Here is a 24,714-nt window from a genome sequence, read left to right on the forward strand (position 1 = left end):
GGCCCCATCTCGACCGAGGTGGGGCCGTTGCAATTTGTACGAAGCTGACGTCGCCACCGCCCGCGCGCCGGATCTCGAAAGCGGGTCTCACGGCTCCCGCGTCATCGCCCGCCGGGAGCACCGGCTGACGCGGATCCGCTCCGTCGCCGCCACGCCATCAATAGTAAGGCGAGACGCACGCCCGTCGCGGACCGTAATAGGGCTGGAAGGTGTTGTCGTAAGCCCTGTAGGACCGGTAGCGCGCAAAGCACCAGCGCGCATGCGCATTGCCGCCATAATAGGTCTGGCGATAGTAGCGCGGCGCGTAATAGCGCGGCCGGTAATAGGTCGGGCCGCCGTAGTAACCCTGATCGTAGTAGCCCTGATCATAGTAGCTTGGGCCGTAATAGCGCGGCTGCGCCAGCAGCCCGCCGATGAGCGCGCCGGCGGCGAGGCCGCCGAGCGCCCAGGCCCAATCATCATCACCACCGTTGTGGCCGTGATGCCCGCCGTACCCGCCGCGGTAGCCGCCACGATAGCCGCCACGATAGCCACCACCGTAACGCCTGTACTGGACCGACTGCGCCTGCGGCGCCTCGACCGTCGGCACGACAACGCTGGGAAACGCCATGGCCGGCGGAGCGCTTGTCAACGCCGTCGCCAGCGACACGGCAACGATTGCTAGCCTCTTCATTGGCTGCACCTTTCCGTCTACACCGCCGCGCGGCGATTATAGCGCGGAAGAGACGTCGCCGCACATTAATTCCAAGCTGGCGACCAGTGCCCAGCTACCGGGCCGATTTTTGCGGCCCGTGGCGCCGCCTCGATTTGGAGGAGCGAAGGCAAAAAGCCTTTGCAGGGAAAATACCGCGGCAGAATGCGGGTATCAAAAATGAAAGCTGCTGCGTGGATTTGAATGGTGCCCGGAGGCGGATTTGAACCACCGACACGCGGATTTTCAATCCGCTGCTCTACCAACTGAGCTATCCGGGCATCCTGCTTTTGGCAGAGGCTCCCGTTAGGAAACCGTCGGGGCGCTTGGTTCGCCCCGGAAGCGAGCGGGGTTATAGCATCTTGTTCGGCCGTGTCCAGCACCAAATGACTCTTTTTCGAAGGAAAACCGCCAGGCGTGTAAAAGCCGTGAAAAGCAAAGGGATTCAGCAGGATCGGAGCAGACTTCTGCGCTTTGCGCCATGCGATTGCCCGTCATCCTTGCCCTTCCCGCGCGCGGGGCGAGGGGACGAGGATGGCGCGGCGTGTCCCTTCGCCCGACCTGCGGGGAGAAGCTGCCGGCAGGCGGAAGAGGGGCAAGCGAGCTTACCGCTCGTCGCCGTCGTCGGCTTTCGACTCGTCGTCGGCGACCGGGATCGCGTAGGAGCCGGAAAGCCAGCGGTTGAGGTCGACGTTGCGGCAGCGCTCGGAGCAGAAGGGATAGCGTTCGCGCACCGAAGGGCGGCCGCATTCCGGGCAGGGTCGCGGCGCCCGCAGCGGCTCGACATTCGAACCGTTCTTCTTCTCTTCGCCAGTCACTCGTCTTCAGCCTTCCAGCCAGCGACCGTGCACGTCGTAACCCTCGCCGATGAGGAGGTTGACGGTCTCATAGAGCGGCAAGCCTACCACATTCGTGTAGGAGCCGACGAGCTTGACGACGAAACTTCCGGCAATGCCCTGGATGCCATAGCCGCCCGCCTTGCCGCGCCATTGGCCGGAAGCGAGATAGCTCTCGATGTCGTAGCCGGAAAGCCGCTTGAAGCGCACCTTGGTGTCGACGACCTTCTGACGGATCGTCCGGTCCGGCGTGACGAGGCAGATCCCGGTATAGACGCGGTGGCTGCGGCCGGACAGAAGATGCAGCGCGCTCGACGCCTCGCTGATCAGCTCCGGCTTCGGCAGGATGCGGCGGCCGACGCAGACGACCGTATCGGCCGCCAGAATGTAGCTGCCGTCCCAGCCCGGCTCGCCCTTGATCGCCGCCAGCGCCGCCTTGGCCTTCTCGGCGGAGAGCCGGCGGGCGAGCGACCGGGGATGCTCGGCACGCTTGGGCGTTTCGTCGAGGTCCATCGGCAGCAGGCGCGCCGGCTCGATGCCGGCCTGCGCCAAAAGCTCGACGCGACGCGGCGATCCGGAGGCCAATATCAGTTTCTTGGTGACTGTCATCGAAGCGAGCCGTCAAATCCCGGAGGTTACCGCCGCAGCAATTCAAAGTGTTACAGCGACCCTTGCGCGTCTGATAAGACGCGCGGCGCTGTAGAGCCTGAGCTTACTTGAAGCGGTAGGTGATGCGGCCCTTCGTCAGGTCGTACGGGGTCATCTCGACCAGCACCTTGTCGCCGGCGAGAACGCGAATCCGGTTCTTGCGCATGCGGCCGGCCGTGTGGGCGATGATCTCATGGTCGTTCTCTAGCTTCACGCGGAACGTCGCGTTGGGAAGCAATTCGGTGACCACGCCCGGAAATTCGAGGACTTCTTCTTTCGCCATAAAGGATTGTGCTTTCTCATGTTCAGAGCGGATGCGCCACGCATCCTTGAAAAATTTGCCGGAAACTACACAATCGCCGCGGATTTGTGAACCCGCCTTGACACCCGTTTTTTCGGCAATTCTACCCTACGCTGCCCATGCGGTTTTCAGCTACGCAAAAGCGAGCCGCACCGCCCCTCAGCCGACCTTCTCGCGGCCGGCAAGCCGGCTGGCGATCAGGCCGGCGAGATGATCCCTGACGGCGCGATAGGCCCCTACGATCTGGTCGCGCGAGCCCGTCGCCCCGGTCGGATCCGGCGTCGGCCAGTAGACCACGTCGACAGCCATGGAGCGGGTGAGCTCCAGCGCCTTGTGGTGCGCCTCCGGCGCCAGCGTGACGATGACGTCGAAATAATCGTCTTCGAGTTCGTCGAGCGTGTGCGGCTGGTGGCGGCCGATCGTCAGGCCGACCTCGTCGAGGACAACGTCGACGAAGGGATCGCGCTCGCCGTGGCGGACGCCGGCGGAGGCCACATAGGTTCCCTTCGGCAGTGCGGCCCGCGCCAGCGCCTCGGCCATCGGCGAGCGAATCGCGTTCATGCCGCACATGAAGAGTACGGAGCGGGGCATCTTCGATCCTGGCAAGGCGATCCCGGTCATGTCGCCCCCGTCAGCCGCGCCAATAGAGCACGCAGACCAAGGTGAAGAGGCGCCGTGCCGTGTCGAAATCCAGCCTGATCTTGCCGGACAGCCGATCCATCAGCGTCTGCGAACCTTCGTTGTGAATGCCGCGGCGTCCCATGTCGATCGCCTCGATCTGGCTCGGCGTCGCCGTGCGGATCGCCTCGTAATAGCTTTCGCAGATCAGAAAATAGTCCTTCACGATCCGGCGAAACGGCGTCAGCGACAGGATATGGGTTGCAACCGTCTCGCCGCCATCCGTCGAAATCGCGAAGACGAGCTTCGAATCGAGCAGCGACAGGTTGAGCCGGTAGGGCCCGCCCGGGTGGCCGGCGGGCTCGAACAGGTTCTCCTCCAGGAGATCGAAAATCGCCACCGCGCGCTCGTGCTCGACATCCGGCGTCGAGCGGCCGATCGTCTCGTCCAGCACGACATCGCAGAGCCTGAGGTTGCGATCGCCCCTCATCCCTCTTCCCCGAAATTGAGGCGGATGGCGACCGAGCGGGCATGGGCCTCGAGGCCTTCGGAGCGCGCCAGCGCGATCGCCGCCGGGCCGAGGGTGCGCAGCTGGTCGGGCCCGAGCCGGAGGATCGAGGTCCGCTTCATGTAGTCGAGCACGCCGAGGCCGGAGGAGAAGCGCGCCGAACGCGCCGTCGGCAGGACGTGGTTGGAGCCGCCGACATAGTCGCCGATCACCTCCGGCGTGTGGCGGCCGATGAAGATGGCGCCGGCATTGCGGATCTTCGGCACCATCGCATCCGGATCGGCGATCGCCAGCTCGAGATGCTCCGCGGCGATCCGGTTGGCGAGCGGCACTGCCTTGTCGAGGTCCGGCACCAGGATCACGGCACCGAAATCGCGCCAGCTCGCCGTTGCCGTCGCGGCGCGCGGCAGCGTCTTCAACTGCCGCTCGACCGCCTGTTCGACCGCCGCGCCGAAGGCCGCGTCATCAGTGATCAGGATCGCCTGGGCGCCGGCATCGTGCTCGGCCTGGGCCAGCAGATCGGCGGCGATCCAATCCGGATCGTTGTTGCCATCGGCGATCACCAGCACCTCGGAGGGGCCGGCGATCATGTCGATGCCGACGGTGCCGAAAACCTGCCGCTTGGCGGCCGCCACATAGGCATTGCCGGGCCCCATGATCTTCGCCACCGGCGCGATCGTCTCCGTACCATAGGCAAGCGCCGCGATCGCCTGGGCGCCGCCGATCCTGTAGATCTCCTCGACACCGGCGAGCCGAGCCGCGGCAAGCACGGCCGGGTTGACCACGCCGCCGCTCGCCGGCACGACCATGACGATGCGCGGCACACCGGCGACCCTGGCTGGCAGTGCGTTCATCAGCACCGAGCTTGGATAGCTCGCGGTGCCGCCCGGAACGTAAAGCCCGACCGCATCGATCGCCGTCCAGCGCGAGCCGAGCCCGACGCCCATCTTGTCTTCGTAGAGATCGTCCTTCGGCAGCTGGCGGCGGTGGTGCGCCTCGATGCGGGTCGCCGCGACCTTGAGCGCGCCGAGCACCTCCGGCTCGACCGCGTCGATCGCCGCGTCGACCTCGGCCGCGCTCACCTTCATGCCGGTGACATTGAAGTCGATGCCGTCGAAGCGGGCGGAATAATCCGCAAGCGCCGCATCGCCGCGGGCGCGCACGTCGTCGATGATAGCGCGGACGGCGGCGTTGACGTCTTCGGAAACCTCCCGCTTGGTCGTCAGGAAGGCGGCGAACTCACGTTCGAAGCCGCTGCCGAGAAAGTTCAACCTGATTGCCAATGCGATGATCCTTTTGGTGGGTAACGACGCTCTGCTCAGGCGCCCTCGGGATGGCGCGGCTTGAACGCGGTTTCCCACGCCCCGCCGGTATCGGCAAGCTGCGCCTCGATGCATTCCACATCGAGCGCGATCGAGGCATCGCCGGCGAGCACCATCTCGACCGTACCCTCCGGCCCGTCGCCCTTGACCGAGAAGCGCACCGCCAGCAGATCGAGCACCGCCTCGATGTCGGTCCGGTCGAAGCCGACCGAGCGCACGGCGCTAACGCACTTGAACAGGAGCACGGCGCGGCGCCGCTCGAAGCCCTTGCGCTTGCCTTCCGCCTGTTCCCAGACGAAGCGGTTGATGACCAGGGAAAACTGGCGACGGCGTGCATCATAGAGAATACCGGCCACCTTGAAGACTGCGTCCTGCACATGAGCGGAAACGACCCCCAGGTCTTCCTCGTCGAGTGCCAGCAGCTTCAAAGCATCCATGCGCGATCCATCCCTGTAGTCCGGCGCCGATTTTTGCACCGCAATCATCAAGGACATAAGACGTCGCGCCCGAAACCGCAACGGTTTCAGGCGCGTGATCTGTTTTTGTGCATGTCGTTATCCCAAAACCGGCACACACTTTTGGGCGACATGCAGCGGCGATCAGTCGCTGACGCGTTCCACATGGGCGCCGCAGCGCGTCAGCTTCTCTTCCAGCCGCTCGAAGCCGCGGTCGAGATGGTAGACCCGCGAGACCATCGTCTCGCCCTCGGCGGCAAGTGCGGCGATGACGAGCGAGACGGAGGCGCGCAGATCGGTCGCCATCACCGGGGCGCCCTTGAGGCGGCCGACGCCTTCGATCTTCGCGGTCTGGCCGGAGAGCGAGATCTTCGCCCCGAGCCGGGCCAGTTCCTGCACATGCATGAAGCGGTTCTCGAAGATCGTCTCTGTGATGTGGGAGACGCCGCTCGACTTGGTCATCAGGCCCATGAACTGGGCCTGCAGGTCGGTCGGGAAGCCCGGGAAGGGATCGGTGACGATATCAACCGGCCGGATGCCGGCGCCGTTGCGCACCACGCGGATACCGCTGTTCGTCTCGCTGATTTCGGCGCCGGTGCGGCGGATCGCCTCGAGCGCGGTCTCGAGCAGGCTCGAATCCGTGTCCTCGAGGATCACGTCGCCGCCGGTCATCGCCACGGCCATGGCATAGGTGCCGGTCTCGATGCGGTCGGGCAGCACGCGATGGCGGGCGCCCGACAGCGAGCGCACACCTTCGATGGTGATCGTGCCAGTGCCCGCACCGGAGATTTTCGCGCCCATGGCGTTCAGGCACTTGGCAAGATCGGCGACCTCCGGCTCGCGGGCGGCATTGCCGATCACCGTCGTGCCGTTGGCAAGGGTTGCCGCCATCATCAGCACATGGGTGGCGCCGACGGAGACCTTCGGGAACACATAGCGCCCGCCGGTGAGCCCGCCTTCCGGCGCCGTGGCGTTGACGTAGCCGCCGTCGATCTCGATGTTGGCGCCGAGCGCCGCCAGGCCCTCGATGAAGAGATCGACCGGCCGCGTGCCGATGGCGCAGCCGCCCGGCAGCGACACGCGCGCCTTGCCCTCGCGGGCAAGCAGCGGCCCGATGACCCAGAAGCTCGCCCGCATCTTCGAGACGAGTTCGTAGGGCGCCGTGGTCGAGACGATGTTGCGGCTGGTGAAATGGATCGTGCGGGCGTAGCTCTCGCCCTGGCGCTCGCGGCGGCCATTGACGGAGATGTCGGCGCCGTGATTGCCGAGGATGCGGATCAACTGCTCGACATCGGCGAGATGCGGCACGTTCTCCAAGGTCAGCGTGTCGTCGGTCAGGAGCGACGCGATCATCAGCGGCAGAGCGGCGTTCTTGGCGCCGGAAATGGGGATGACCCCGTGAAGCTTGTTTCCGCCTACGATCCTGATGCGATCCATGAGACCTCTCGCACGGGCGCCGCCCGCTTTCTTGAAAATCCGGTGTTCTGAAGGGCGTCTCTTAGTGGAGATGCCGCGAAATTAGAAGTGCCTTGAAATGCAGTCGACAAGAAAGGAAGAAGCCGCGGGATGTGCCCGGACTTCACCGGCTCATCACTAATCGTCCGATTCGTCCGATTTTGCGGCAGGCAGCCCGGTCGTCTCGTCGGCGTCGCCGGCCCGGCGGGCCCGCGCCTGCTGCTTGCGGCGCTGGAGATTGTCGCGCAGCGTCTTCGCCAGCCGCTGGCGCCGCGCCTCCGCCTCGCTCAAGCCCTTCTGCGTACCGCCTCGCGGCCCCGGCGCACGCTCCTTGTCGTCATCGTTCTGCATGGTCATGGATTAGCGCAAAAGCCGGCGCCCCGGAAGCGGCAAGAGGATTTCGAACCGAGATAAATGCGGAAAAACCAGAGGCGATTTTCCAGCCATGGCCCCGATCAACCTATTGAAACCAGCGGCATTTATGATCCGCAACCGAGCCTGCCGCATGCCGGCATGCCCCAACCCCACCAAAAACTTCGAAATGCGGCTTGCGCTCTCCCGCAAGCTATGGCAATAGGCCCCTCGCCTGCTGCGGCGTATTCGAAACGCGGCCGGATGCTGCTATAGCTCAGGGGTAGAGCACTCCCTTGGTAAGGGAGAGGCCGAGAGTTCAAATCTCTCTAGCAGCACCAGTTTTCTCAATAAAATCATTGTACGCAGCGACGCGGCTCCCGGGTTTTGGCCAGGATGAGCGGAGCGATTCTAAGTAGCGCATTGTCGCGCACAGGGTTCCCGCCGGGGCCTCAGCAATTCGCATGTGCCAAGAGGCACATTGAGAAGCCCGCAAGATGTACTTTCCGCCGCCGAATTGGGAGATTTACTCATGGCCAACGGCGGAGCAAAGTGCGCAGTTACCACGTCGGAGAATAATCCCCCTCCTATGTGGGCCACGTGGGGCCCAGAGCGCCGCAGTGTCCCCTCCGGCAGCTCTGGGGCTCGGGTTGGTTCCGCGTCTCTGGGCCCCGACCCGTCTGAGCGGCGCATAGCCCGCTCGGGCTATCTTGTTGGCTCTAAGGAATCAGACGACTGCGTTGGATACGTCGTATTCCCTCGGCGACGTGGTAGCGCGGTGCCTTCGACCGCTCAAAGAAGCGGCTCCCTTCTGACGGTTCGCCAGCACCGTTCGCTCCCCCTCCGCGGGCACTGTCTGGTTTGCTCGCACGCACGCGACTTTAGGACGTTGGTCCTAGGCGACCGCGACAAAGGTCTTAGCCCAATTTTTCCAATGATTTAGCGGCATATTTCACCCCTTCGAAGGGGGCTGCAATCCTTGACTACAACGTGTGCTGTGAGACCCTTCAGTCTGTGAGGTTGTAGTGGTTAGGGATTGCGACAATGGTTCACACAGAGTACGTGGATAGGCGAATATCCGATGACGACGACGTGGAGTTGGCGCTCGCCCTCGCCTGCGAAATGCTTGAGATGACGCGAGAAGCGATAATCCGACTCATCATTCGCGAGTGGCTGCACGAATACGGCTTTCTGCCGGTCCAGGAATTCGACGAGGGAAGCGAGACAGAGGGTAGCGCATGAGTTCCTGATCCTGGCGGCATGACGCCGCCGACCGCTCCTGGCTGAGCACGACCGCGCGTCGCTTAGCGAAACGTAGTGACACCTTCTCAACGCTGAAGACTGCACGAAGCTTCATTGCCTCGCCCGATCTCGACATCACCAATCTTCTGAGCTTTGGGCCCGGACGCATGCACGGGGTTCGAACTACCTGCCACGCTTCAGCTGACCGAAAACCCTTCAGGCGCGGGACGTCGCACGCCTTTAATCTCTACTTCTCGCAAAGCCTCCGCGGCCCGTAATACGGCTGAAACGTACAATCATCCGGCCTGAACGACCGATAGGCCCGCGCGCAGGCCCTGAAGTTGCAGGCGGGCGCAGCGCCCGCCGCTTGTGCATCCGGCTCCTGCGGAGTGCCTTCGGCCAGCGCCGCGGTCATGAAGTTCTTCCAGATTCTTGCCGGCAGCTTGCCGCCGGTGACGTCCTTCATCGGCGTCTCGTCGTCGTTGCCGACCCAGACGCCGACGATCAGCGGCTCGGTGAAGCCGACGAACCAGGCGTCGCGGTGGTTCTGGCTGGTGCCGGTCTTGCCGGCGGCAAGCGTGCCGATATCGGCTTCGCGGCCGGTGCCGCGCTCGACGACCAGCCGCAGCAGCGAGACCAGATCCGGCCGGTACTGGCTGATATCGGTGGTGGCTTCTCTTGAGGGGCCGACGCGGAAAGCTTGCGGCTGGCCTTCGGCATGGAGCGATTCGATGCCCCAGGGCTCGACGGGCGCGCGGCCGGCCCGGACCGAGGCATAGGCGCCGGTGAGATCGAGCAGGTTCACCTCCGAGGAGCCGAGCGCGAGGCTCGGTGTGTCGGCTAGCTTGGCGTCGATGCCGAGTTCGCGGGCCGCGGCGATGACCTCGTCGATGCCGACTTCCATGGCGAGAGCCACCGTCGCGGCGTTCAGCGACCGCGCGAAGGCTTCGGCGATGCTGACCGGGCCGCTATAGCCGCCGCCGAAATTTTCCGGCGACCAGCCGTTGATCTCGATCGGCGCATCCTCGACCGGGTCGAAGGGCGTCAGACCGCGCTTCAGGGCGGCGTAATAGACGAACAGCTTGAAGGCCGAGCCGGGCTGGCGCATCGCCGAAAAGGCGCGGTTGAAGGTGCTCTTGGTATAATCGCGGCCGCCGACCATGGCGACGACGGCACCCTCCGGGGTCATCGCCACCAGGGCGGCCTGCGAGACGCCGGCCTTGGCGCCTTCCCGGTTCAGCGCCTCGGCGACGACCTTTTCGGCGATCGCCTGCAGCCGCGGCGCCATGGTGGTCCTGACCTTGATCGTGCCGCGATAGGGACCGGCGAGCTCGCGGGCATCCTGCATGATCCAGTCGGCAAACCAGCTTCCCGAGCGCACCGCCGGGCTGGTCGGCTGCAGCTTGCCGAAGTCGGCGCGGGCGACCTTCGCCTCCTCGGCAGTGATCCTGTTGCCCTTCACCATCGCATCGAGGACCAGCCCCGCCTGCTGGCGGGCGCCCTCCGGGTTGGTCAGCGGATTGAGCTGCGACGGGGCGCGGATGATGGCCGCGAGCATCGCCGACTCGCCGATCGAAAGTTCTCGCACCTCCTTGTCGAAATAGATGCGCGCCGCCGCCGGCACGCCGGTGGCGCCGGCGCCGAGATAGATGTTGTTCAGGTAGCGGGTGAGGATTTCGTCCTTGCCGAGCTTGTGCTCCAGCCAGAAGGCAATCACCGCTTCCTGGATCTTCCGCTTCCAGGTGCGGTCGCGCTCGAGATAGAGGATCTTGATCAGCTGCTGCGTGATGGTGCTGCCGCCCTGCACGACCTCTCCTGCCCCGAGATTGGTGTAGACGGCCCGGGCGATACCCCTCAGATCGATGCCGCCATGCTCGTAGAAGCGCCGGTCCTCCCTGGCGAGCACGGCCTCGATCAGGTGCGGCGGAAAATCGGCACGCGCCGCGTAGGAGCCCTGGAACGGCCCCTGGCTCACCAGAGGCTTGCCGTCGGCGGTTTCCAGCACGACGACCGGCTTCAGCGAGCCCTCGGCGATTTCGTCCCAGGGAACATCGCGGAGCGCCCAGGCGACGACGGCGACCATAAACAGGAGCGACACCAAGGCTGCCGCCGCCACACTCTGAACTAGGATCGCGCGCTTGCCGATGGGGACTTTCGGCATGGCCGGGCGTTGTTCGGTTGCCGCGCCTCGCCGCGCCCTCGACCAAAGGTTTGCGGCGCGTCCCGCCAGAGCGGCGGACCCGGCCTTGAAACTCGAAGGTCGCCGCAGCCGCTCGATGGCGACGGTCGCGGCGGCGCGGGATTTCTCCCCGGCCCGACGGGCGGCGACGGGCACTTCCTCGCGGAGCGCCCGGCCAAGTCGCGTCAGCGCGCGGCCGAGCCCGGCAAGTGCCCTTCGGGTTTTGACAAAAACTGCGCCTTCCGAGCGGCGCGGTTGATCGCGGCTCGGCTCGGCCTCTTCCGGCCCCCGGCTCTCCGGGCCAATCCTCGATGCGGCATCGCTTTGCGCCATCCGTGCTCTCGATCAATCCATCACGCTTGCGCAGAACGCATCGGGCGGCGAGTGGTTGCCAGAAACATGTCCAAAACATGGTGGGGCCGCACCATTATCCACAGGCGGGCCGCCGCCCTGAAGACATCATTAACCATAATCGACGTTACTGGGGGAACAGCCTGATCGCCGCCACAGGAATAACTCCATCTCACGCTTTGACAGCCGGAGCGGCAAATCACGCGTTCCAGGAGGACAGGGGATGATCAAATCGGGTCTCGGCGCCACCATCGCCGTTCTCGTCGTGTCGATCGCGGTATCCGGCATCCTACACTTCGCCCTGTCCCAACAGAGGACGCCGGCGAACGCCGCCGTCTCCGGCGAGATTACCTCGTCGATCCCGCGGTGACGGTCGATCGGCGACGCGATGCCTCGCCCCGCGCGCTTCACCCGCCGGTCCTTGATCGAGGCAAACGCCCGTCCCCGCCTGCACGGCGCGGCCGTCGATGCGGAATGCGCCGTGCAGGACGTGGGATGACGGTGTCGCTGGTTCTTAGATTGCCCGCTGACGCGGTTCTGGTCTGAAGTCGCCGAGCTGAGCCAGAAGCTCGTCACAGGAGCACTTCCTCCTGTCCATCAGGTCGAGGATGCGGCGGGCGGCTCTGTCGGCCTCTGCTCCATCCTTGCCGACATTGTGCAGGGCGCACCAGACATCCAGTGCTCCGCGCATGATATCGACGTCATCAGGCGAATAGGCTTGACGCACGAACCCCTCCCAAGGTGGTACCTCAATGGGGGCATCATGGGGCATTTCAGGGGAAATACAAGAGAATAGTGAGGGACCCCAATAAGTCATATTATTGCGACATACGAAGCCGCTTTTTGATCACTGCGAGCGATGTCCTTGGCATCGAATCCGGCGATAACGAAAATTTAAGGTTTCAACCTTAACTTGAAGCCGCGATGGTGAACAATCGCAACTCCCCTTCCTTGAAACCGGCCCGGCCGGTTTCTTCTTTTTTGGGGAGATGAGCCTCAGACGCGGACGCTCTGCTCGACGAAATCCTCCGTCCCGAAGAATTTCAGATAGCGCTGCACTTCGGCGGGATCGCCGGTTGCCTTGCGCGGATTGTCCGAAAGCTTGACGGCCGGGCGGCCATTGGCTTCGCTGACCTTGCAGACGATCGAAATCGGGTTGAGGCCGCCGATCTCGGTCGGCGCGCAGCCGGCAAAGTCGTTCGTCAGGTTGGTCCCCCAGCCGAAGCTCATGCGCACACGCCCCTCGAAATGGCGATAGGTCTTGATGATCGTGTCGACGTCGAGGCCGTCGGAGAAGATCAACAGCTTGTCCTGCGGATCCCGGCCCATCTTCTTCCACCAGGCGACGATCTTCTCGCCGCCCTCGATCGGCGGGGCGCTGTCCGGCCGGAAGCCGGTCCAATCCGCCACCCAGGCCGGCGCATTGCGCAGGAAGGCGGCGGTGCCGAAGGAATCCGGCAAGACGATCAGCAGGTTGCCGCCATAAAGCTGGTTCCAGTCCTGCAGGACCTTGTAGGGGGCGGCGGCGAGCTCGCGGTCGTCGTGCGCCAGCGCGGCCGCCACCATCGGCAGTTCGTGGGCATTGGTGCCGAGCGCCTCCAGATCGTTGTCCATGGCGAGAAGCACGTTGCTCGTGCCGGAGAAGGAGGCGCCGATGCCTTCCTTCAGCGCCTCGACGCACCAGCGCTGCCAGAGGAAGCTGTGCCGGCGGCGGGTGCCGAAGTCGGAAATGCGCAAGCTCGGATATTGCCGCAGCTGCTCGACCTTCGACCACATCTTGGCCTTGGCGCGGGCATAGAGCACATCCAGCGTGAACGGGCCGAGGCCCTTCATGGCGGCGCGCGAACGCAGCTCGTTGATGATCGCCAGCGCCGGGATCTCCCACATCGTCGTCTCGACCCAGCGGCCGCGCAAGGTCAGCTCGAACTGGCCGTCGCGGCGCGACAGCTCGTATTCGGGCAAGCGGAATTTGGCGAGCCAGGAGAGGAATTCCGGCGAGAAGATCTGCTTGCGGCCGTAGAAGGTATTACCGGCAAGCCAGATCATCTCCTTCTTGCTGAAGCGCAGGGTGCGTGCGTGGTCGAGCTGGTCGCGCAGCTCCTGTTCGTCGATCTCCTCGGAAAGCCGCACGGTCTTGGTGCGGTTGATCAGCGAGAAGGTCGCGTCGACATCCGGATAGAGCTGCCAGATCATCTGCAGCATCAGGAGCTTGTAGAAATCCGTATCCAGCAGACTGCGGATGATCGGATCGAGCTTCCAGGTATGGTTATAGACCCGCCGCGCGATATCGGTCTTTGGCATCTGCGACTACGCTCCTTCTGGATCACGTCTTCCTGGATCACGTCCGGCCGAACACAATAATGATCGATTTCGCAACGCTGAGCGATCCCTCCCCGTGCGGCTAGATCAGTTCAACACCCGCATCGCGCATGCGCCGAGTCATCGCGGCAAGCGATCCGTTCAGGTCGATGCCGCGACAGGCGTCGAGCACGACGGAGGTCGAAAAACCCTGGGCGACCGCATCGAGCGCCGAGAAGGCAACACAGAAATCGGTCGCCAGACCGCAGAGCGACACTTTGGCCATGCCGCGCTCGCGCAGGTAGCCGGCGAGCCCGGTCGGAGTCCGGTGGTCGTTCTCGAAAAAGGCGGAATAGCTGTCGATCCCGGTGCGGAATCCCTTGCGGACGACCAACTCCGCCGTCGTCCATCGCAGGCGGGGGTGAAAATCGGCCCCCGGACTTCCCTGGACGCAGTGATCCGGCCAGAGCGTCTGCTCGCCATAGGGCATCGTCACCGTCTGGAAAGGCGCCTTGCCGGGATGGCTCGACGCGAAGCTCGAATGGCCGGCCGGGTGCCAGTCCTGCGTTAGGATGACATGCCGGGCGTCTGCGATCAGGCGGTTGACGACGGCCACGATTTCATCGCCGCCTGCCACTGCGAGCGCACCGCCCGGGCAGAAGTCGTTCTGCATGTCGACGACGATCAGGGCATCTTCGGCCATGGCCACTCCTCGCGACTGCCGACCCATACTGGCGACCGGCAAATCGATTTAATCCTGCAAGATCAATCACAGAACGCGCGAGGCGGCAAGCCTGTTCGACGGCCGCCGCTCAGTCCGCCAGGATGAACGCGACCCGATAAAGGCGATCGATTCTGGGATGTTAGCGCGCGGCGCTTGAAGAAGGATGGCCGGTGGGGGCCATGGCCCCCACGCACATCAGTTGTTGAGATCGTCGAGATTGTCGGCGATGTTGACGCCGGAATTGGCAATGCCGATCGGCCGCGCGATGAATTCCAGGAATTTCGTGATGTCGACCGAGGGGTGGCGCGAAGCATAGATGACGTCGCGGTTCTTGACCGGGAAGGTCTGTCCGACGATCAGGCTGTCCGGGTTGGTCATGTTGAAGCGGTAGACGATCGGATAGCGACCGACACGATCCGGCTTCATGCCCTTGCTCAGCATGCTGTTGAAGCGCTCCCGGCCGAGCAGGCTCATGACGATGTCCGGCTCCTCGTAGCGGAAGACGAAATAGCCCTTCGCATCGACGCTGCGGTCCGAACCGCCGCCGGCAAGTGCGACGGCCTCGAGGAGGTTCAGGTCGTTGGCGCCGAACTCGACGCGCTGGTTGGCGCGGACCTGGCCGAGGACCGTGAAGGTGCGCGGGTCGCGGGTGACGAAGATCTGGTCGCCCTGTTTGACATGGATGTTTTCGGACGGGTTCTCGATGATCGATTTCAACAGAACCGTTCCGGTCTTCTTGCCGCGTACCAGCGTGACATAGGTCTCATAGGGCTGCGCCGAGGGACCGCCGGCCTTGGCGATGACCTCGTTGATCGTTTCGCTGACGAGGTTGAGCGGCACGACCGATGGGCGGCCGACAGCGCCCGATACGGTAACGATGCGCGAGGCGGTCGAGGTCGAAGTGACGATGACGTCCGGCTCAACGGCCTTCTGTTTCAAGGCGTCGAGGATCGCCTGGCGCGCCTGCTCGAGCGTCAGGCCGGCGAAACGGACGGAGCCGACATAGGGGATCGCCGCCTCGCCGCCTGGCTGGACGACGAGATCGATGCTCGTCTGCTTCGATTCCGTTGTGGAAAACAGGCCGTCGCTGCCCGCCTCGAAAATCGTGACCTTCAGCTGGTCGCCGACGCCGATCACCACCTGGCCGACGCCGCCGCCAATACCGAAACGGCGGCGCAGCGTCGATGCTTCATATTCGGAAACGAGCCGGGCCGACTGGCCGTCGACATCGACGATATCGAAAACGGTGGCGTTCTTCCTGCCGATCTCAGATCCCGACTGGCCGGCTTCTGCGACGATTTCGCCTGTCAGGGGGCCTTCGCCCGGTACAGCCTGACATCCCGCGAGCGCGGTACAAAGCAGAAGGGCAGTCACTCGTTTCACTACGATACTCCGTCTTCGGCACAGCGATGATTCCATTCAAAAAATCTGCGCCGCATTCTTCCCGGCAGGAATCCGCCGGTCCCTGAAAAGCACAATCGCCGTCCCACAACAAGCCACCCGCCGTCAAGCGGGCCAAAATATTCGGCGCTGCGCTTTTCCGGCAATACCACCCTCGAAAACGGTTACGCGCTGTCGCCGTAATTGTTTTGGACGAGGGGCAGCGGGACGTTTATCTAGTCCTTTGGGGTTGAAAGCTAGGCACTATGAGTTAAAAGCTCCCTAATACGGCAGGGGGCAAAAGACGGGGAAAATCACCCGGCAAACCTGTCGCCGATTGCAATTTCCGTTTGATACTGCAATTGGCTGGGCAATTTTAACGGCAGTTCTAGAGCGTTCGATCATACATGACTGTTGAAATCATAGGGCGTGCATGCCTGGCACCTGGAGCGCAATCACCACAGGCGCTCTTCAAGATTCTGCGTCAAGGCATGTGCACCGTGTCCAGCGTGCCCGGCGACCGTTGGGACTTGGCGCGTTTCTGGCACCCGGTGATGGGAACGCAGGGCAAGACCTATTCGTTTGCCGCCGGCGTCCTCGACACGATCTATGATTTCGACCCGGCCGTGTTCGGCATGTCGCAGCGCGAAGCCATGTATATGGACCCGCAGCAGCGCGTGCTCCTTCAACTCGCCTGGCGCGCGCTCGAGGACGCAAATATCTCGATCGCGTCGCTGCACGGCGAGAATGTCGGCGTCTATATCGGCGCATCGAGCCTCGACCACGCCAACCTGACGGTCGAAGATCCGGCCGCCGCCGGCCCCTATTTCATGACCGGCAACACGCTGTCGATCGTCTCCAACCGCATCTCGCACGTCTTCGGGCTGAGCGGCCCGAGCATGACCGTCGACACCGCCTGTTCCTCCTCGCTCGTCGCGCTCGACCAGGCGATGCGGGCGCTCAATGCCGGCGAGATCGACACGGCGATCGTCGGCGGCGTCAACATTCTCGCCCATCCGCTTCCCTTCGTCGGTTTCGCCCAGGCGCGCATGTTGTCGCCGGAGGGCCTCTGCCGCGCCTATGACAATGACGGCGCCGGCTATGTCCGCGCCGAAGGCGGCGTGGTCTTCGTCCTGCGGCGGTCGGATCGGGCCCGTCGGGAAAAGGACCGGAGCTATGCACGGATCGTCGCCTCCGGCGTCAATTCGGCCGGCCGTACCAACGGCATCTCGCTGCCGTCGCGCGAGGCGCAGGCCAATCTGCTGCGAGCGATCTACGAAGGCAACGATATCGACGCCAACCAGGTGGCCTTCGTCGAAGGCCACGGCACCGGCACCAAGGTCGGTGACCCGGCCGAGGTGTGGTCCATCGGCACGGTCATCGGCGCCAAACGGCGCGCCCCGGTGCCGATCGGCTCCATCAAGTCGAATATCGGTCACACCGAGCCGGCCTCCGGCCTGTTCGGCATGATGAAGGCCGTGCTGGCGCTCGAGCACAATTACCTTCCGGCATCGCTGCACTTCGACACGCCGAACGAGCATATCGACTTCGACGGCCTCAACGTCCGGGTGACGGCCAATCCGATCGAGCTTCTGAAGGGCAAGCGGGCGCGGCTCGCTGGCATCAACTCCTTCGGCTTCGGCGGTGCCAATGCCCATGTCGTCATCAGCGATCCGGATCCAATCCAGCCGGAAAAGACCGCGCCGGCATCGACGGGACACGTGTTCCTCGTGAGCGCCCACACGCAGTCGAGCCTCGAAAACCTGCTCAAGGACTATAAGGCGACGTTTGCAAGCGCTTCCAAGGAAGAGACGCGCGCCATCATCGCCGCTTCGGGCGCAAACCGCACCCAGATGCGCCACCGTTTTGCGGCGCGCAGCGACCACCCCGAGGACATCGTCCGGGCGATCGCCAGCCACCTCGACAAGCCGGGCTCCGATATCGGCGAAATCGGCGAGGCGCCGGTCAAGAATGCGCCGGTCGCCTTCGTCTTCTCCGGCAACGGCTCCCAATGGGCCGGCATGGGTGTCGAGGCCTTCCGCGAAAACCTGCACTTCCGCCAGTCCTTCACCTCGGTCAGCGCGCTCTTCAAGTTCCATTCCGACATCGTCCTCACGGACCTGCTGACCGATCCGGCGCTGGACAAGAAGCTCGCCGACACCAAGGTCGCCCAGCCGCTGCTGTTCGCGATCCAGGCGGCGCTCTCCGACTCGCTCGTGGCGATGGGCATTACGCCGACCGCCGTGTTCGGTCATTCCGTCGGCGAAATCGCCGCAGCCTATGCGGCCGGCGCTCTGTCTCTGGTTGACGCGGTGTCGATCGTCGCAAAGCGCTCGCTGCACCAGGACCTCTTGGCTGGCCAAGGCACGATGGCGGCCGTGATGCTCGGCGAGGAAGCGGCGAGCGCGTTTGCCCAGGCGCGCGGCCTCAACGAAGTCTGCGTCGCAGCCGTCAACGCGCAAAATTCGGTGACGATTTCGGGGCCGGCGAATGAGGTCACCGCCTTCCGTGACGCCGCCCGCAAGGCGAAGATCCCGGTTCAGATCCTCGACATTAACTACCCGTTCCACCATCCGATCATCGACCAGGCGAAAGAGGCGTTCCTCGCCGATATTCCCGATATCGCTCCGCGCCGGACAGAGCTGACCTACCTCTCGACGGTCACCGGCGGCGCTCTCGACGGCACGGAGCTCGATCCCGACTACTGGTGGAAGAACGTCCGCGAGCCGGTGCGCTTCCAGGCCGCGGCCGAGGCCGCCCTCGCGCTCGGCTGCCGGCTGTTCATCGAAATCTCTCCGCGGCCGATCCTCGCCTCCTATGTCAAGGAAACGATCAAGCAGGCGGCGGTCCCGGCAAGTGTGGTGCCGACCTTGCTGCGCGACGCCGGAGAGAATGCGCAGGACCCGATCTCCGCGTCGATGGCCCGAGCGGTCGCGCACGGTGCGGTAGTTGACCGACCCCGTGTCTTCGGCAAGCGCGATGCCTTCATCGCGCTGCCGAGCCTGCCCTTCGAGCCGGTCGAACTGCGCCCGCAGACGACCACCGACGCGACGGACCTCTTCGGTCGTTCCAGCAAGCCCTATCGCCTGACAGGCTGGCGGGGCGATCCCAACAGCGGCAGCTGGAAAAACCATGTCGACGCGCATCTTTTCCCGGATCTTGCCGAGCATGTCGTCGACGGCAAGGCGATCCTGCCGGGCAGCGGCTTCATCGAAATCGCCGTTTCCGCCGCGCAGCAATATTACGGCGGCGACGAAGTCGAGATCACCAATCTCGAAATCGTCCGACCGCTCGAACTCAGCGACAGCCGGATCATGGAGCTGTCGACCATCCTGTCGCCGGAGACCGGCGACATCGAGATCCGTTCGCGCGAGCGCCTGTCCGAGGACGACTGGACCGTGCACGCGGTGGCGAGAAGCCGCAAGCCGATGGCCGTTGCGAACGGCAAGCACCCGTCCATATCCGGCCTCGCCAAGACAGGCATAGTCACTCCGGCAAAGGCCTATGACACGGCGAGGCAATTCGGGCTCGACTACGGCTCGAATTTCCAGTTGCTCGCAAAGGCGGTCGCTTACGGGGACCGGCTGGTCGATGTCGAGCTGAAGGCTCCGGCCGGATCAGGTCATCCTTTCGTCAGCTATGCGCTCCATCCGATCTCCGTCGACGCGACCTTCCACGGGCTGGTGGCGCTCTTCGACCGCTTCACCGGCGACAAGGGCGGCGCGCCCTATATTCCCGTCCGCTTCGGGTCGGTTCGCGTCGTCAATGCAGGTCGCCCGATTGCGCGGGCGACGATCGAAATCGAGCGCGTCAGCGCCAATTCGATCAAGGCACGGTTCCACTTCTTCGATGCGGCCGGCGAGCCTATCGCGCATTTCGACGATTGTCGTTTCCGCCGGACCTATCTGCGCAAGCACAAGACGCTCGATGGGCTCTCCTTCCACTATGAGTCGGTCCTCTCCGACGTGATCCTGCCCGGCAGGAAGCTGGCAGGAGCGGTCCCGGCGAAGCTGACCAACGCGGCCGGCGCCGAAAGCAGCGTCGACAATGCGACGCTGCTCTTCAATGCTGCCATCTATCGCGCCTGTCACGACATCGCGCTCAAGCTGGCGCGTGGGAAGAGCGCGATCCAGGGTAATGGCCTGCCTGGCGATTTCGCCTTCCAGTGCTTCTTGACAAACTGCCTCTACACACTCGAGGACGCCGGGCTCTGCGAACACCAGAACGGCAGTTGGAAAGTTGCGACGGAGTTCACCCTCCCAACCGTCGCGGAGATCCTCGGAGAGCTCTATGGGGAGCGCCCCGACCGGACCGTCGAAGCGGTGTTGATCAACAACGCCTATGCGGAAGCACTGAGCCGTCTCGGCGTCCTGCTGGCCGGCGTTGGCGGAGAAGCTGCCGCAGCGTTCAACGCCGGCTTCATCAGCGAGGCGACGCTCGACCACCAGGCTGTCCATTCGGTGGCAAGCCGTTCGCGCATGGAACAAGTCCTTGCCATGGTCGAAAGCGCTTTGGCCGGCCAGGTGAATGGCGCTCGCCTGCGTCTCGTCGAGTTCGGCAGCGTTTCCGCCGGCTTCACGCGGCGCCTGGCCGATCTTGCGGCAAGCCATGGAACGACCCTTTCCGTCGTCGAGCCGCGCGACAATGCCCAGCGCAATCTCGAGATTGCCTTCGAGGAAGACGCCCATGTGCGCATCCTGAAGAAGAGCGAATTCGACGCGATCGGACCGTTCGACCTGGCCGTCAGTGCCTCGGACAAGCTGTACCAATTGATCGAAGAGGACGCCGCCATCCGCACGGCGCTGCGTTCGAAGCTGCAGGAAAGCGGCGCGCTGGTCGCTGCCGTCAGTGCTCCATCGATCTTCCATGACTTTGCGCTCGGCCTCTCTGAAGGCTGGTTCGAACGCAGCCAGACGGCGGAGTTCGCGATCGGCAAGCTCGCCGCGGTGTCGCATTGGCAGAAATGCCTGGCCGATCTCGAGCTCAACGACGTCAGCGTAAGCGACTGCGAGTGCCCGCATGGCAATACGATCCTGATCGAGGCGCGTGGTGCAGCGGTCGCGGCCCCGGCCGCAAGCGACGCCGGCGCCGTTGTTCCCTATCTGATGATCGAAACGACAGCGCGGCGCGGCTCTGCCCCCAAGGGCGCCATCCCGGTCGCAGTCACCGGCGATATGGCCGCCGATGTTGCCGTGCTCGGGGCAGCGCTCGATGGCCTTGGCGAGAAGCCGGTCCGTGCGGTTTTCGTCTCCCCCGGGGCAGACCGCATCGACGACACCGATTCCGCCCTGCTACAGACGCAGGTCTTGGCACTCAGCGCCTTTTCCGAAGCGCTCAAGCAGCGTGTCGCGAACGCCGAGCTCGCCGGGAATGAGCGCCCCCGTCTCGTGCTGGTAGCGCCGGGCGGCGCTCCGGTGTCGGAATCGGCGCGCTCGGGCGTCAATTCGGGATTGTGGACCTTCGTCCGCGTGCTGCAGAACGAGTACGAATTCCTCGACGTTCATTCACTCGATCTCTTCGGACACGCGAGCGCCAGCCACGACGAGATGCTCGCCGCGGCGCTGCCGCTGCTGGCCATCGAGGGCTCCAACCGCGAATGGCTGCTGGATCGGGCGACCGGTCTGCTTTCGGAAATCCGGGCGGTGTCTGGTCCCGCCGCCAAAACAGAGGGCAGGACCAGCACCTTCGCGGCCGCCACCATTCGCCAGCGCGTCAGCTCCCAGGTCAGCAGCATCGCCTGGGAAGAAACCGTTGTGCCGCGGGCCGGACCCGGCGAGATCGTCGTCTCGGTCGCCGCCACGGGTCTCAACTTCCGCGACGTCATGTGGGCGATGGGCCTGCTGCCGGAAGAGGCGCTCGAAGACGGCTTTGCCGGCGCGACGATCGGCATGGAGCTGTCCGGCCATGTGGTCGAAGTCGGCGCAGGCGTTGACGATCTCGCCATCGGCGATGCGGTGATGGCGATCGCCTCGGCCGCCTTCTCGACGCATGCGGTCGTCTCCCGGGCCGGCGTCGCCAAGCTGCCACGGACGATCAGCCCGGTGGCTGCCGCCACGCTGCCGGTGGCGTTCCTCACCGCCTATTACGCAATGGTCGAGCTCGGCCGCATCCGGGCGGGTGAAACGATCCTCATTCACGGCGCTGCCGGCGGGGTCGGCCTCGCCGCGTTGCAGGTCGCCAAGCTGAAGGGCGCCAAGGTCATCGCCACGGCCGGAACCCGTGAAAAGCGACGTTTCCTCACGATGCTCGGGGCCGATCACGTCTTCGATTCCCGATCGCTCGGTTTCGTCAACGATGTCCGCGCCGTGACTGGCGGCGAAGGGGTCGATCTCGTTCTCAACTCGCTCTTCGCCGAGGCGATGGAGCAAAGCCTGGCGCTCGTCAAACCCTTCGGGCGGTTCCTCGAACTCGGCAAGCGCGACTATTACGCCGACAGCAAGATCGGCCTCAGGCCGTTCCGACGCAATGTCAGCTATTTCGGCATCGACGCCGACCAGCTCCTCGTCAATCAGCCGGACCTGACCAAGCGAATCTTCATGGAAATCGGCGCGCTCTTCGAAGAGGGCCGGCTGACACCGCTTCCCTATCGCGCCTTCGATTTCGATGAAATCGGCAATGCGTTCCGGCTGATGCAGAATGCCGGCCATATCGGCAAGATCGTCGTGCTCCCGCCGGTCGCCGGCAAGCACGAGATTGCCGCCAAGACGCGCAGCGGCATGAAGGTCGATCCGGACGGGATGCATCTCGTTGTCGGCGGTATCGGGGGCTTCGGGCTGGTAGCGGCCAAGTGGCTCGTCGACAAGGGCGCGCGCCACATTGCTCTCTGTTCACGCCGCGGCTTGCCGGATGCCGAGACGAGTGCAGCCATCGAGCGCTGGCAGAAGGCTGGCGTCTCGGCATCTGTCCATGCCTGCGACGTCACCGATGCCGCGGCCGCCGAAGCGTTGCTTGCAACGCTTCGCGCCCAGGCGCCGCTGCGTTCGGTCGTCCATGCGGCAATGGTGCTCGATGATGCGTTGATCAGCAACTTGAACCGCGAGCGCAACCGGCCGGTCATCGACGTCAAGGCGAAGGGCGCGGCGATCCTCGACCGCCTGACGCGCGCAGACGCGCTCGACAACTTCATCCTGTTTTCCTCCGCAACGACACTCGTCGGCAATCCGGGCCAGGCAAACTATGTGGCCGCCAACGGCTACCTCGAGGGCCTTGCCCGCGCACGGCGCGCCGGGGGGCTGGCAGGCTTGGCGGTCGGCTTCGGCGCCATCGCCGATGCGGGCTACCTGACGCAGAATGCCGACGTGAACGACCTGCTCTCCAAGCGCATCGGCAAGACGGCGCTCAGGGCCCAGGTGGCGCTCGACATGGTGGAGAACCATATCGCGGCCGACCCGGGCAGCGTCGATGCGGCGGTCGTGATAATCTCGGAGATCGACTGGGCGGCGGCGCGCAACTTGCCGGTCGCCAAGAAAGCCCTGTTCGAAGTGATCCTGCGCAGCGCCGACCAGCACACCTCCGGCGCCGAGGGCGCCAAGATGGACCTCGTGGCGATGATCGAGGGCAAGTCGCCGCAGGAGGCGGAGGACATCCTGTTCGATCTGGTGGCGGGCGAGATCGCCGCCATTCTCCGCGTCGCCAAGGATACGGTGACGCGCGGCAAGATCCTGAAGGAAATCGGCCTCGACAGCCTGATGGCCGTCGAGCTCGGCATCAGCTTCCAGCAGAATACAGGGTTCGACATGCCGCTCAGCGGCGTCGCCGACAACACGACCGTCGGGGATGTTGCGCGCAAGCTCTATGAAAAGGTAAGCAAGCGCGATCAGAGCGACGATAGTGAAGCCGCCGACGACAAGCTCGTCACCGAACTGACGCAACGCCATATCGGAGCTGCCAAGGAAAAAGCACTGGGCCAATGAGCAACGACGGAAACGGCCAGACCTTCTCCAAGATGAACAGCAGCCTCAAGGAGAACCTGCTGGACAGGATGAGGAACACGCATCAATCCTCCGAGCGCAACCGCATGGCACGCTCGGAACGGGAACTGCCGCCTGCCCCGCGTCGTCAACAGGCTCGCTTCGAGGATCTGCCGGAATACAAGCAGGTTCAGGCGCAGAAATTCGCGAGCGAGCAGCTTGGCATCGCCAATCCTTTCTATCGGGCGCATCAGACGGCAGCCGGTGCGACCACGGTGATCGATGGCCGCACGCTCATCAACTTCGCCTCCTATGACTATCTTGGGCTGAACAGGCACTCCCACGTCCTCGACAAAGCACGCGAGACGATCGAAACCTTCGGGATTTCCGCCTCGGCGAGCCGGCTCGTGGCAGGCGAACGCCCCGTGCATGTCGAGCTCGAGGAGCGGATCGCGCGGTTCTACGGCGTCGAGGCGGCCGTCTGCTTCGTCAGCGGCTACCTCACCAATGTCGCGGCCATCGGCTGCCTGTTGGGGCCAAAGGATCTCGTCATCCATGATGAGTTCATCCACAACAGCGCGCTTGCCGGCATCAAGCTTTCGGGCGCCACGCGCCGCCTTTTCAAGCACAACGACACGACCGATCTGGAACATGTGCTGCGTACCGTTTCCGGCGACTATCGGCATATCATGGTCATCGTCGAGGGCATCTATTCGATGGATGGCGATGTCGCCGAATTGCCGGCGCTGCTGAAACTCAAGGCGGAATTCGGCTTCTGGCTGATGGTGGACGAAGCCCATTCGCTGGGCGTCCTGGGCCGGCGGGGCAAGGGCCTTGCCGAGCATTTCGGCGTCGATCCGAACGAGGTCGACATCTGGATGGGGACCCTGTCGAAGACCACCTCGAGCTGCGGCGGCTACATCGCCGGCAGCGAGGCTCTCGCCGCGGTGCTTAAGGCGTCGGCCGGCGGCTTCGTCTACAGCGTCGGCCTCGCCCCCGTTCTCGGAGCATCGGCGGTGGCGAGCCTCGACATCCTCGAACGGGAGCCGGAGCGCACCGCCGCACTCAGGCGCAATGGCCACCTGTTCCTGAAACTCGCCAAGGAAGCTGGCCTCGATACGGGCTTGAGTGGCGGCTACTCTGTCGTGCCGGTGATCGTCGGCGATTCGCTTAGGGCCGTGCAGCTGTCGAACGACCTCCTCGCCGGCGGCATCAACGTGCTGCCGATCATCCATCCGGCGGTTCAGGAGGGGATGGCGCGGCTGCGCTTCTTCATCACCAGCGAGCATACGGAGGAGCAGATCCGCCGCACCGTGGCGCTGACCGCCGAGCGCCTGAAGGATCTCACTGAACGGAATTTCGGGCTCGGCGGCGTCGATATCGACCAGATGCTGAAGGCTCTCTCGGCGCGCTAGACATTGGGCGCCGCTCCAGGCCAGCGGCGG

Annotated in this window: 19 protein-coding genes and 2 tRNA genes; 5 read left to right on the forward strand and 16 right to left on the reverse strand. The window is 64.3% G+C overall.

From position 1 onward, the window contains the following. Window positions 1-157: 157 nt before the first annotated feature. From RHIBR816_RS0102015 to RHIBR816_RS0102065, 11 genes are all read right to left on the reverse strand, one after another. Complete coding sequence (locus RHIBR816_RS0102015; RefSeq protein WP_018234863.1) at window positions 158-673, reverse strand: BA14K family protein; 516 nt, start codon at window positions 671-673, stop codon at window positions 158-160. Window positions 674-896: 223 nt separating this feature from the next. Then, a tRNA-Phe gene (locus tag RHIBR816_RS0102020) sits at window positions 897-972 on the reverse strand. A gap of 324 nt (window positions 973-1,296) precedes the next feature. Then, the gene (gene yacG, locus RHIBR816_RS0102025) at window positions 1,297-1,509 is read right to left on the reverse strand and encodes a DNA gyrase inhibitor YacG (protein ID WP_018234864.1); all 213 of its coding nucleotides are present in this window, start codon (window positions 1,507-1,509) and stop codon (window positions 1,297-1,299) included. A gap of 6 nt (window positions 1,510-1,515) precedes the next feature. After that, the gene (locus RHIBR816_RS0102030; protein ID WP_026186550.1) at window positions 1,516-2,136 is read right to left on the reverse strand and encodes a Maf-like protein; all 621 of its coding nucleotides are present in this window, start codon (window positions 2,134-2,136) and stop codon (window positions 1,516-1,518) included. 103 nt (window positions 2,137-2,239) lie between these two features. After that, entirely contained in the window at window positions 2,240-2,458 is a 219-nt protein-coding gene (gene infA, locus RHIBR816_RS0102035; RefSeq protein WP_014327290.1) for a translation initiation factor IF-1, read from the reverse strand. 177 nt (window positions 2,459-2,635) lie between these two features. Then, window positions 2,636-3,097: a low molecular weight phosphatase family protein gene (locus RHIBR816_RS0102040; protein WP_026186551.1), complete on the reverse strand. Its 462-nt coding sequence runs from the start codon at window positions 3,095-3,097 to the stop codon at window positions 2,636-2,638. Between the two features lie 10 nt (window positions 3,098-3,107). Then, window positions 3,108-3,584, reverse strand: coding sequence for a UPF0262 family protein (locus RHIBR816_RS0102045; RefSeq protein WP_018234867.1), 477 nt, complete (start codon window positions 3,582-3,584; stop codon window positions 3,108-3,110). Then, window positions 3,581-4,885, reverse strand: coding sequence for a histidinol dehydrogenase (gene hisD, locus RHIBR816_RS0102050; RefSeq protein WP_026186552.1), 1,305 nt, complete (start codon window positions 4,883-4,885; stop codon window positions 3,581-3,583). Before hisD ends, RHIBR816_RS0102045 begins: the two co-directional genes overlap by 4 nt. Before the next feature lie 35 nt (window positions 4,886-4,920). Beyond that, a complete protein-coding gene (locus RHIBR816_RS0102055; protein WP_026186553.1) occupies window positions 4,921-5,361 on the reverse strand; it encodes a DUF2948 family protein in 441 nt (146 codons plus the stop codon). 162 nt (window positions 5,362-5,523) lie between these two features. Continuing rightward, the gene (gene murA, locus RHIBR816_RS0102060) at window positions 5,524-6,816 is read right to left on the reverse strand and encodes a UDP-N-acetylglucosamine 1-carboxyvinyltransferase (RefSeq protein ID WP_018234870.1); all 1,293 of its coding nucleotides are present in this window, start codon (window positions 6,814-6,816) and stop codon (window positions 5,524-5,526) included. 156 nt (window positions 6,817-6,972) lie between these two features. Beyond that, window positions 6,973-7,191, reverse strand: a complete 219-nt coding sequence (locus RHIBR816_RS0102065; protein ID WP_018234871.1) for a hypothetical protein — start codon at window positions 7,189-7,191, stop codon at window positions 6,973-6,975. Window positions 7,192-7,451: 260 nt separating this feature from the next. Between RHIBR816_RS0102065 and RHIBR816_RS0102070 the strand changes: the two genes are divergently transcribed. Together RHIBR816_RS0102070 and RHIBR816_RS33610 are read left to right on the forward strand one after the other, a co-directional pair. Further along, a tRNA-Thr gene (locus RHIBR816_RS0102070) sits at window positions 7,452-7,526 on the forward strand. A 703-nt stretch (window positions 7,527-8,229) separates the two neighbouring features. Then, window positions 8,230-8,427: a hypothetical protein gene (locus RHIBR816_RS33610; RefSeq protein WP_018234872.1), complete on the forward strand. Its 198-nt coding sequence runs from the start codon at window positions 8,230-8,232 to the stop codon at window positions 8,425-8,427. Window positions 8,428-8,674: 247 nt separating this feature from the next. Here the strand turns inward: RHIBR816_RS33610 and RHIBR816_RS0102080 are convergent, their stop codons facing one another. Continuing rightward, a complete protein-coding gene (locus RHIBR816_RS0102080) occupies window positions 8,675-10,939 on the reverse strand; it encodes a PBP1A family penicillin-binding protein (RefSeq protein WP_018234873.1) in 2,265 nt (754 codons plus the stop codon). A gap of 241 nt (window positions 10,940-11,180) precedes the next feature. On the opposite strand from RHIBR816_RS0102080, the gene RHIBR816_RS35550 reads away from it, so the two are divergent. After that, complete coding sequence (locus RHIBR816_RS35550; RefSeq protein WP_018234874.1) at window positions 11,181-11,327, forward strand: hypothetical protein; 147 nt, start codon at window positions 11,181-11,183, stop codon at window positions 11,325-11,327. A gap of 144 nt (window positions 11,328-11,471) precedes the next feature. Here the strand turns inward: RHIBR816_RS35550 and RHIBR816_RS0102090 are convergent, their stop codons facing one another. From RHIBR816_RS0102090 to RHIBR816_RS0102105, 4 genes are all read right to left on the reverse strand, one after another. Next, entirely contained in the window at window positions 11,472-11,684 is a 213-nt protein-coding gene (locus RHIBR816_RS0102090; protein WP_026186554.1) for a hypothetical protein, read from the reverse strand. 269 nt (window positions 11,685-11,953) lie between these two features. Then, the gene (pncB, locus tag RHIBR816_RS0102095; protein WP_018234876.1) at window positions 11,954-13,258 is read right to left on the reverse strand and encodes a nicotinate phosphoribosyltransferase; all 1,305 of its coding nucleotides are present in this window, start codon (window positions 13,256-13,258) and stop codon (window positions 11,954-11,956) included. 100 nt (window positions 13,259-13,358) lie between these two features. Beyond that, a complete protein-coding gene (pncA, locus tag RHIBR816_RS0102100) occupies window positions 13,359-13,958 on the reverse strand; it encodes a bifunctional nicotinamidase/pyrazinamidase (RefSeq protein ID WP_018234877.1) in 600 nt (199 codons plus the stop codon). A 216-nt stretch (window positions 13,959-14,174) separates the two neighbouring features. Further along, on the reverse strand, window positions 14,175-15,362 hold the full coding sequence (locus RHIBR816_RS0102105) for a polysaccharide biosynthesis/export family protein (protein ID WP_026186555.1): 1,188 nt from the start codon (window positions 15,360-15,362) through the stop codon (window positions 14,175-14,177). A gap of 404 nt (window positions 15,363-15,766) precedes the next feature. Between RHIBR816_RS0102105 and RHIBR816_RS0102110 the strand changes: the two genes are divergently transcribed. Together RHIBR816_RS0102110 and RHIBR816_RS0102115 are read left to right on the forward strand one after the other, a co-directional pair. Then, the gene (locus RHIBR816_RS0102110) at window positions 15,767-23,272 is read left to right on the forward strand and encodes a type I polyketide synthase (protein WP_026186556.1); all 7,506 of its coding nucleotides are present in this window, start codon (window positions 15,767-15,769) and stop codon (window positions 23,270-23,272) included. Beyond that, window positions 23,269-24,684 (forward strand): aminotransferase class I/II-fold pyridoxal phosphate-dependent enzyme, encoded by a 1,416-nt coding sequence (locus RHIBR816_RS0102115; protein WP_018234880.1) that lies wholly within the window; start codon window positions 23,269-23,271, stop codon window positions 24,682-24,684. Before RHIBR816_RS0102110 ends, RHIBR816_RS0102115 begins: the two co-directional genes overlap by 4 nt. Window positions 24,685-24,714: the final 30 nt, after the last annotated feature.

The organism is Ensifer sp. BR816 (genome assembly GCF_000378985.1).
In the GTDB taxonomy this organism is placed as follows: Bacteria; Pseudomonadota; Alphaproteobacteria; order Rhizobiales; family Rhizobiaceae; genus Sinorhizobium.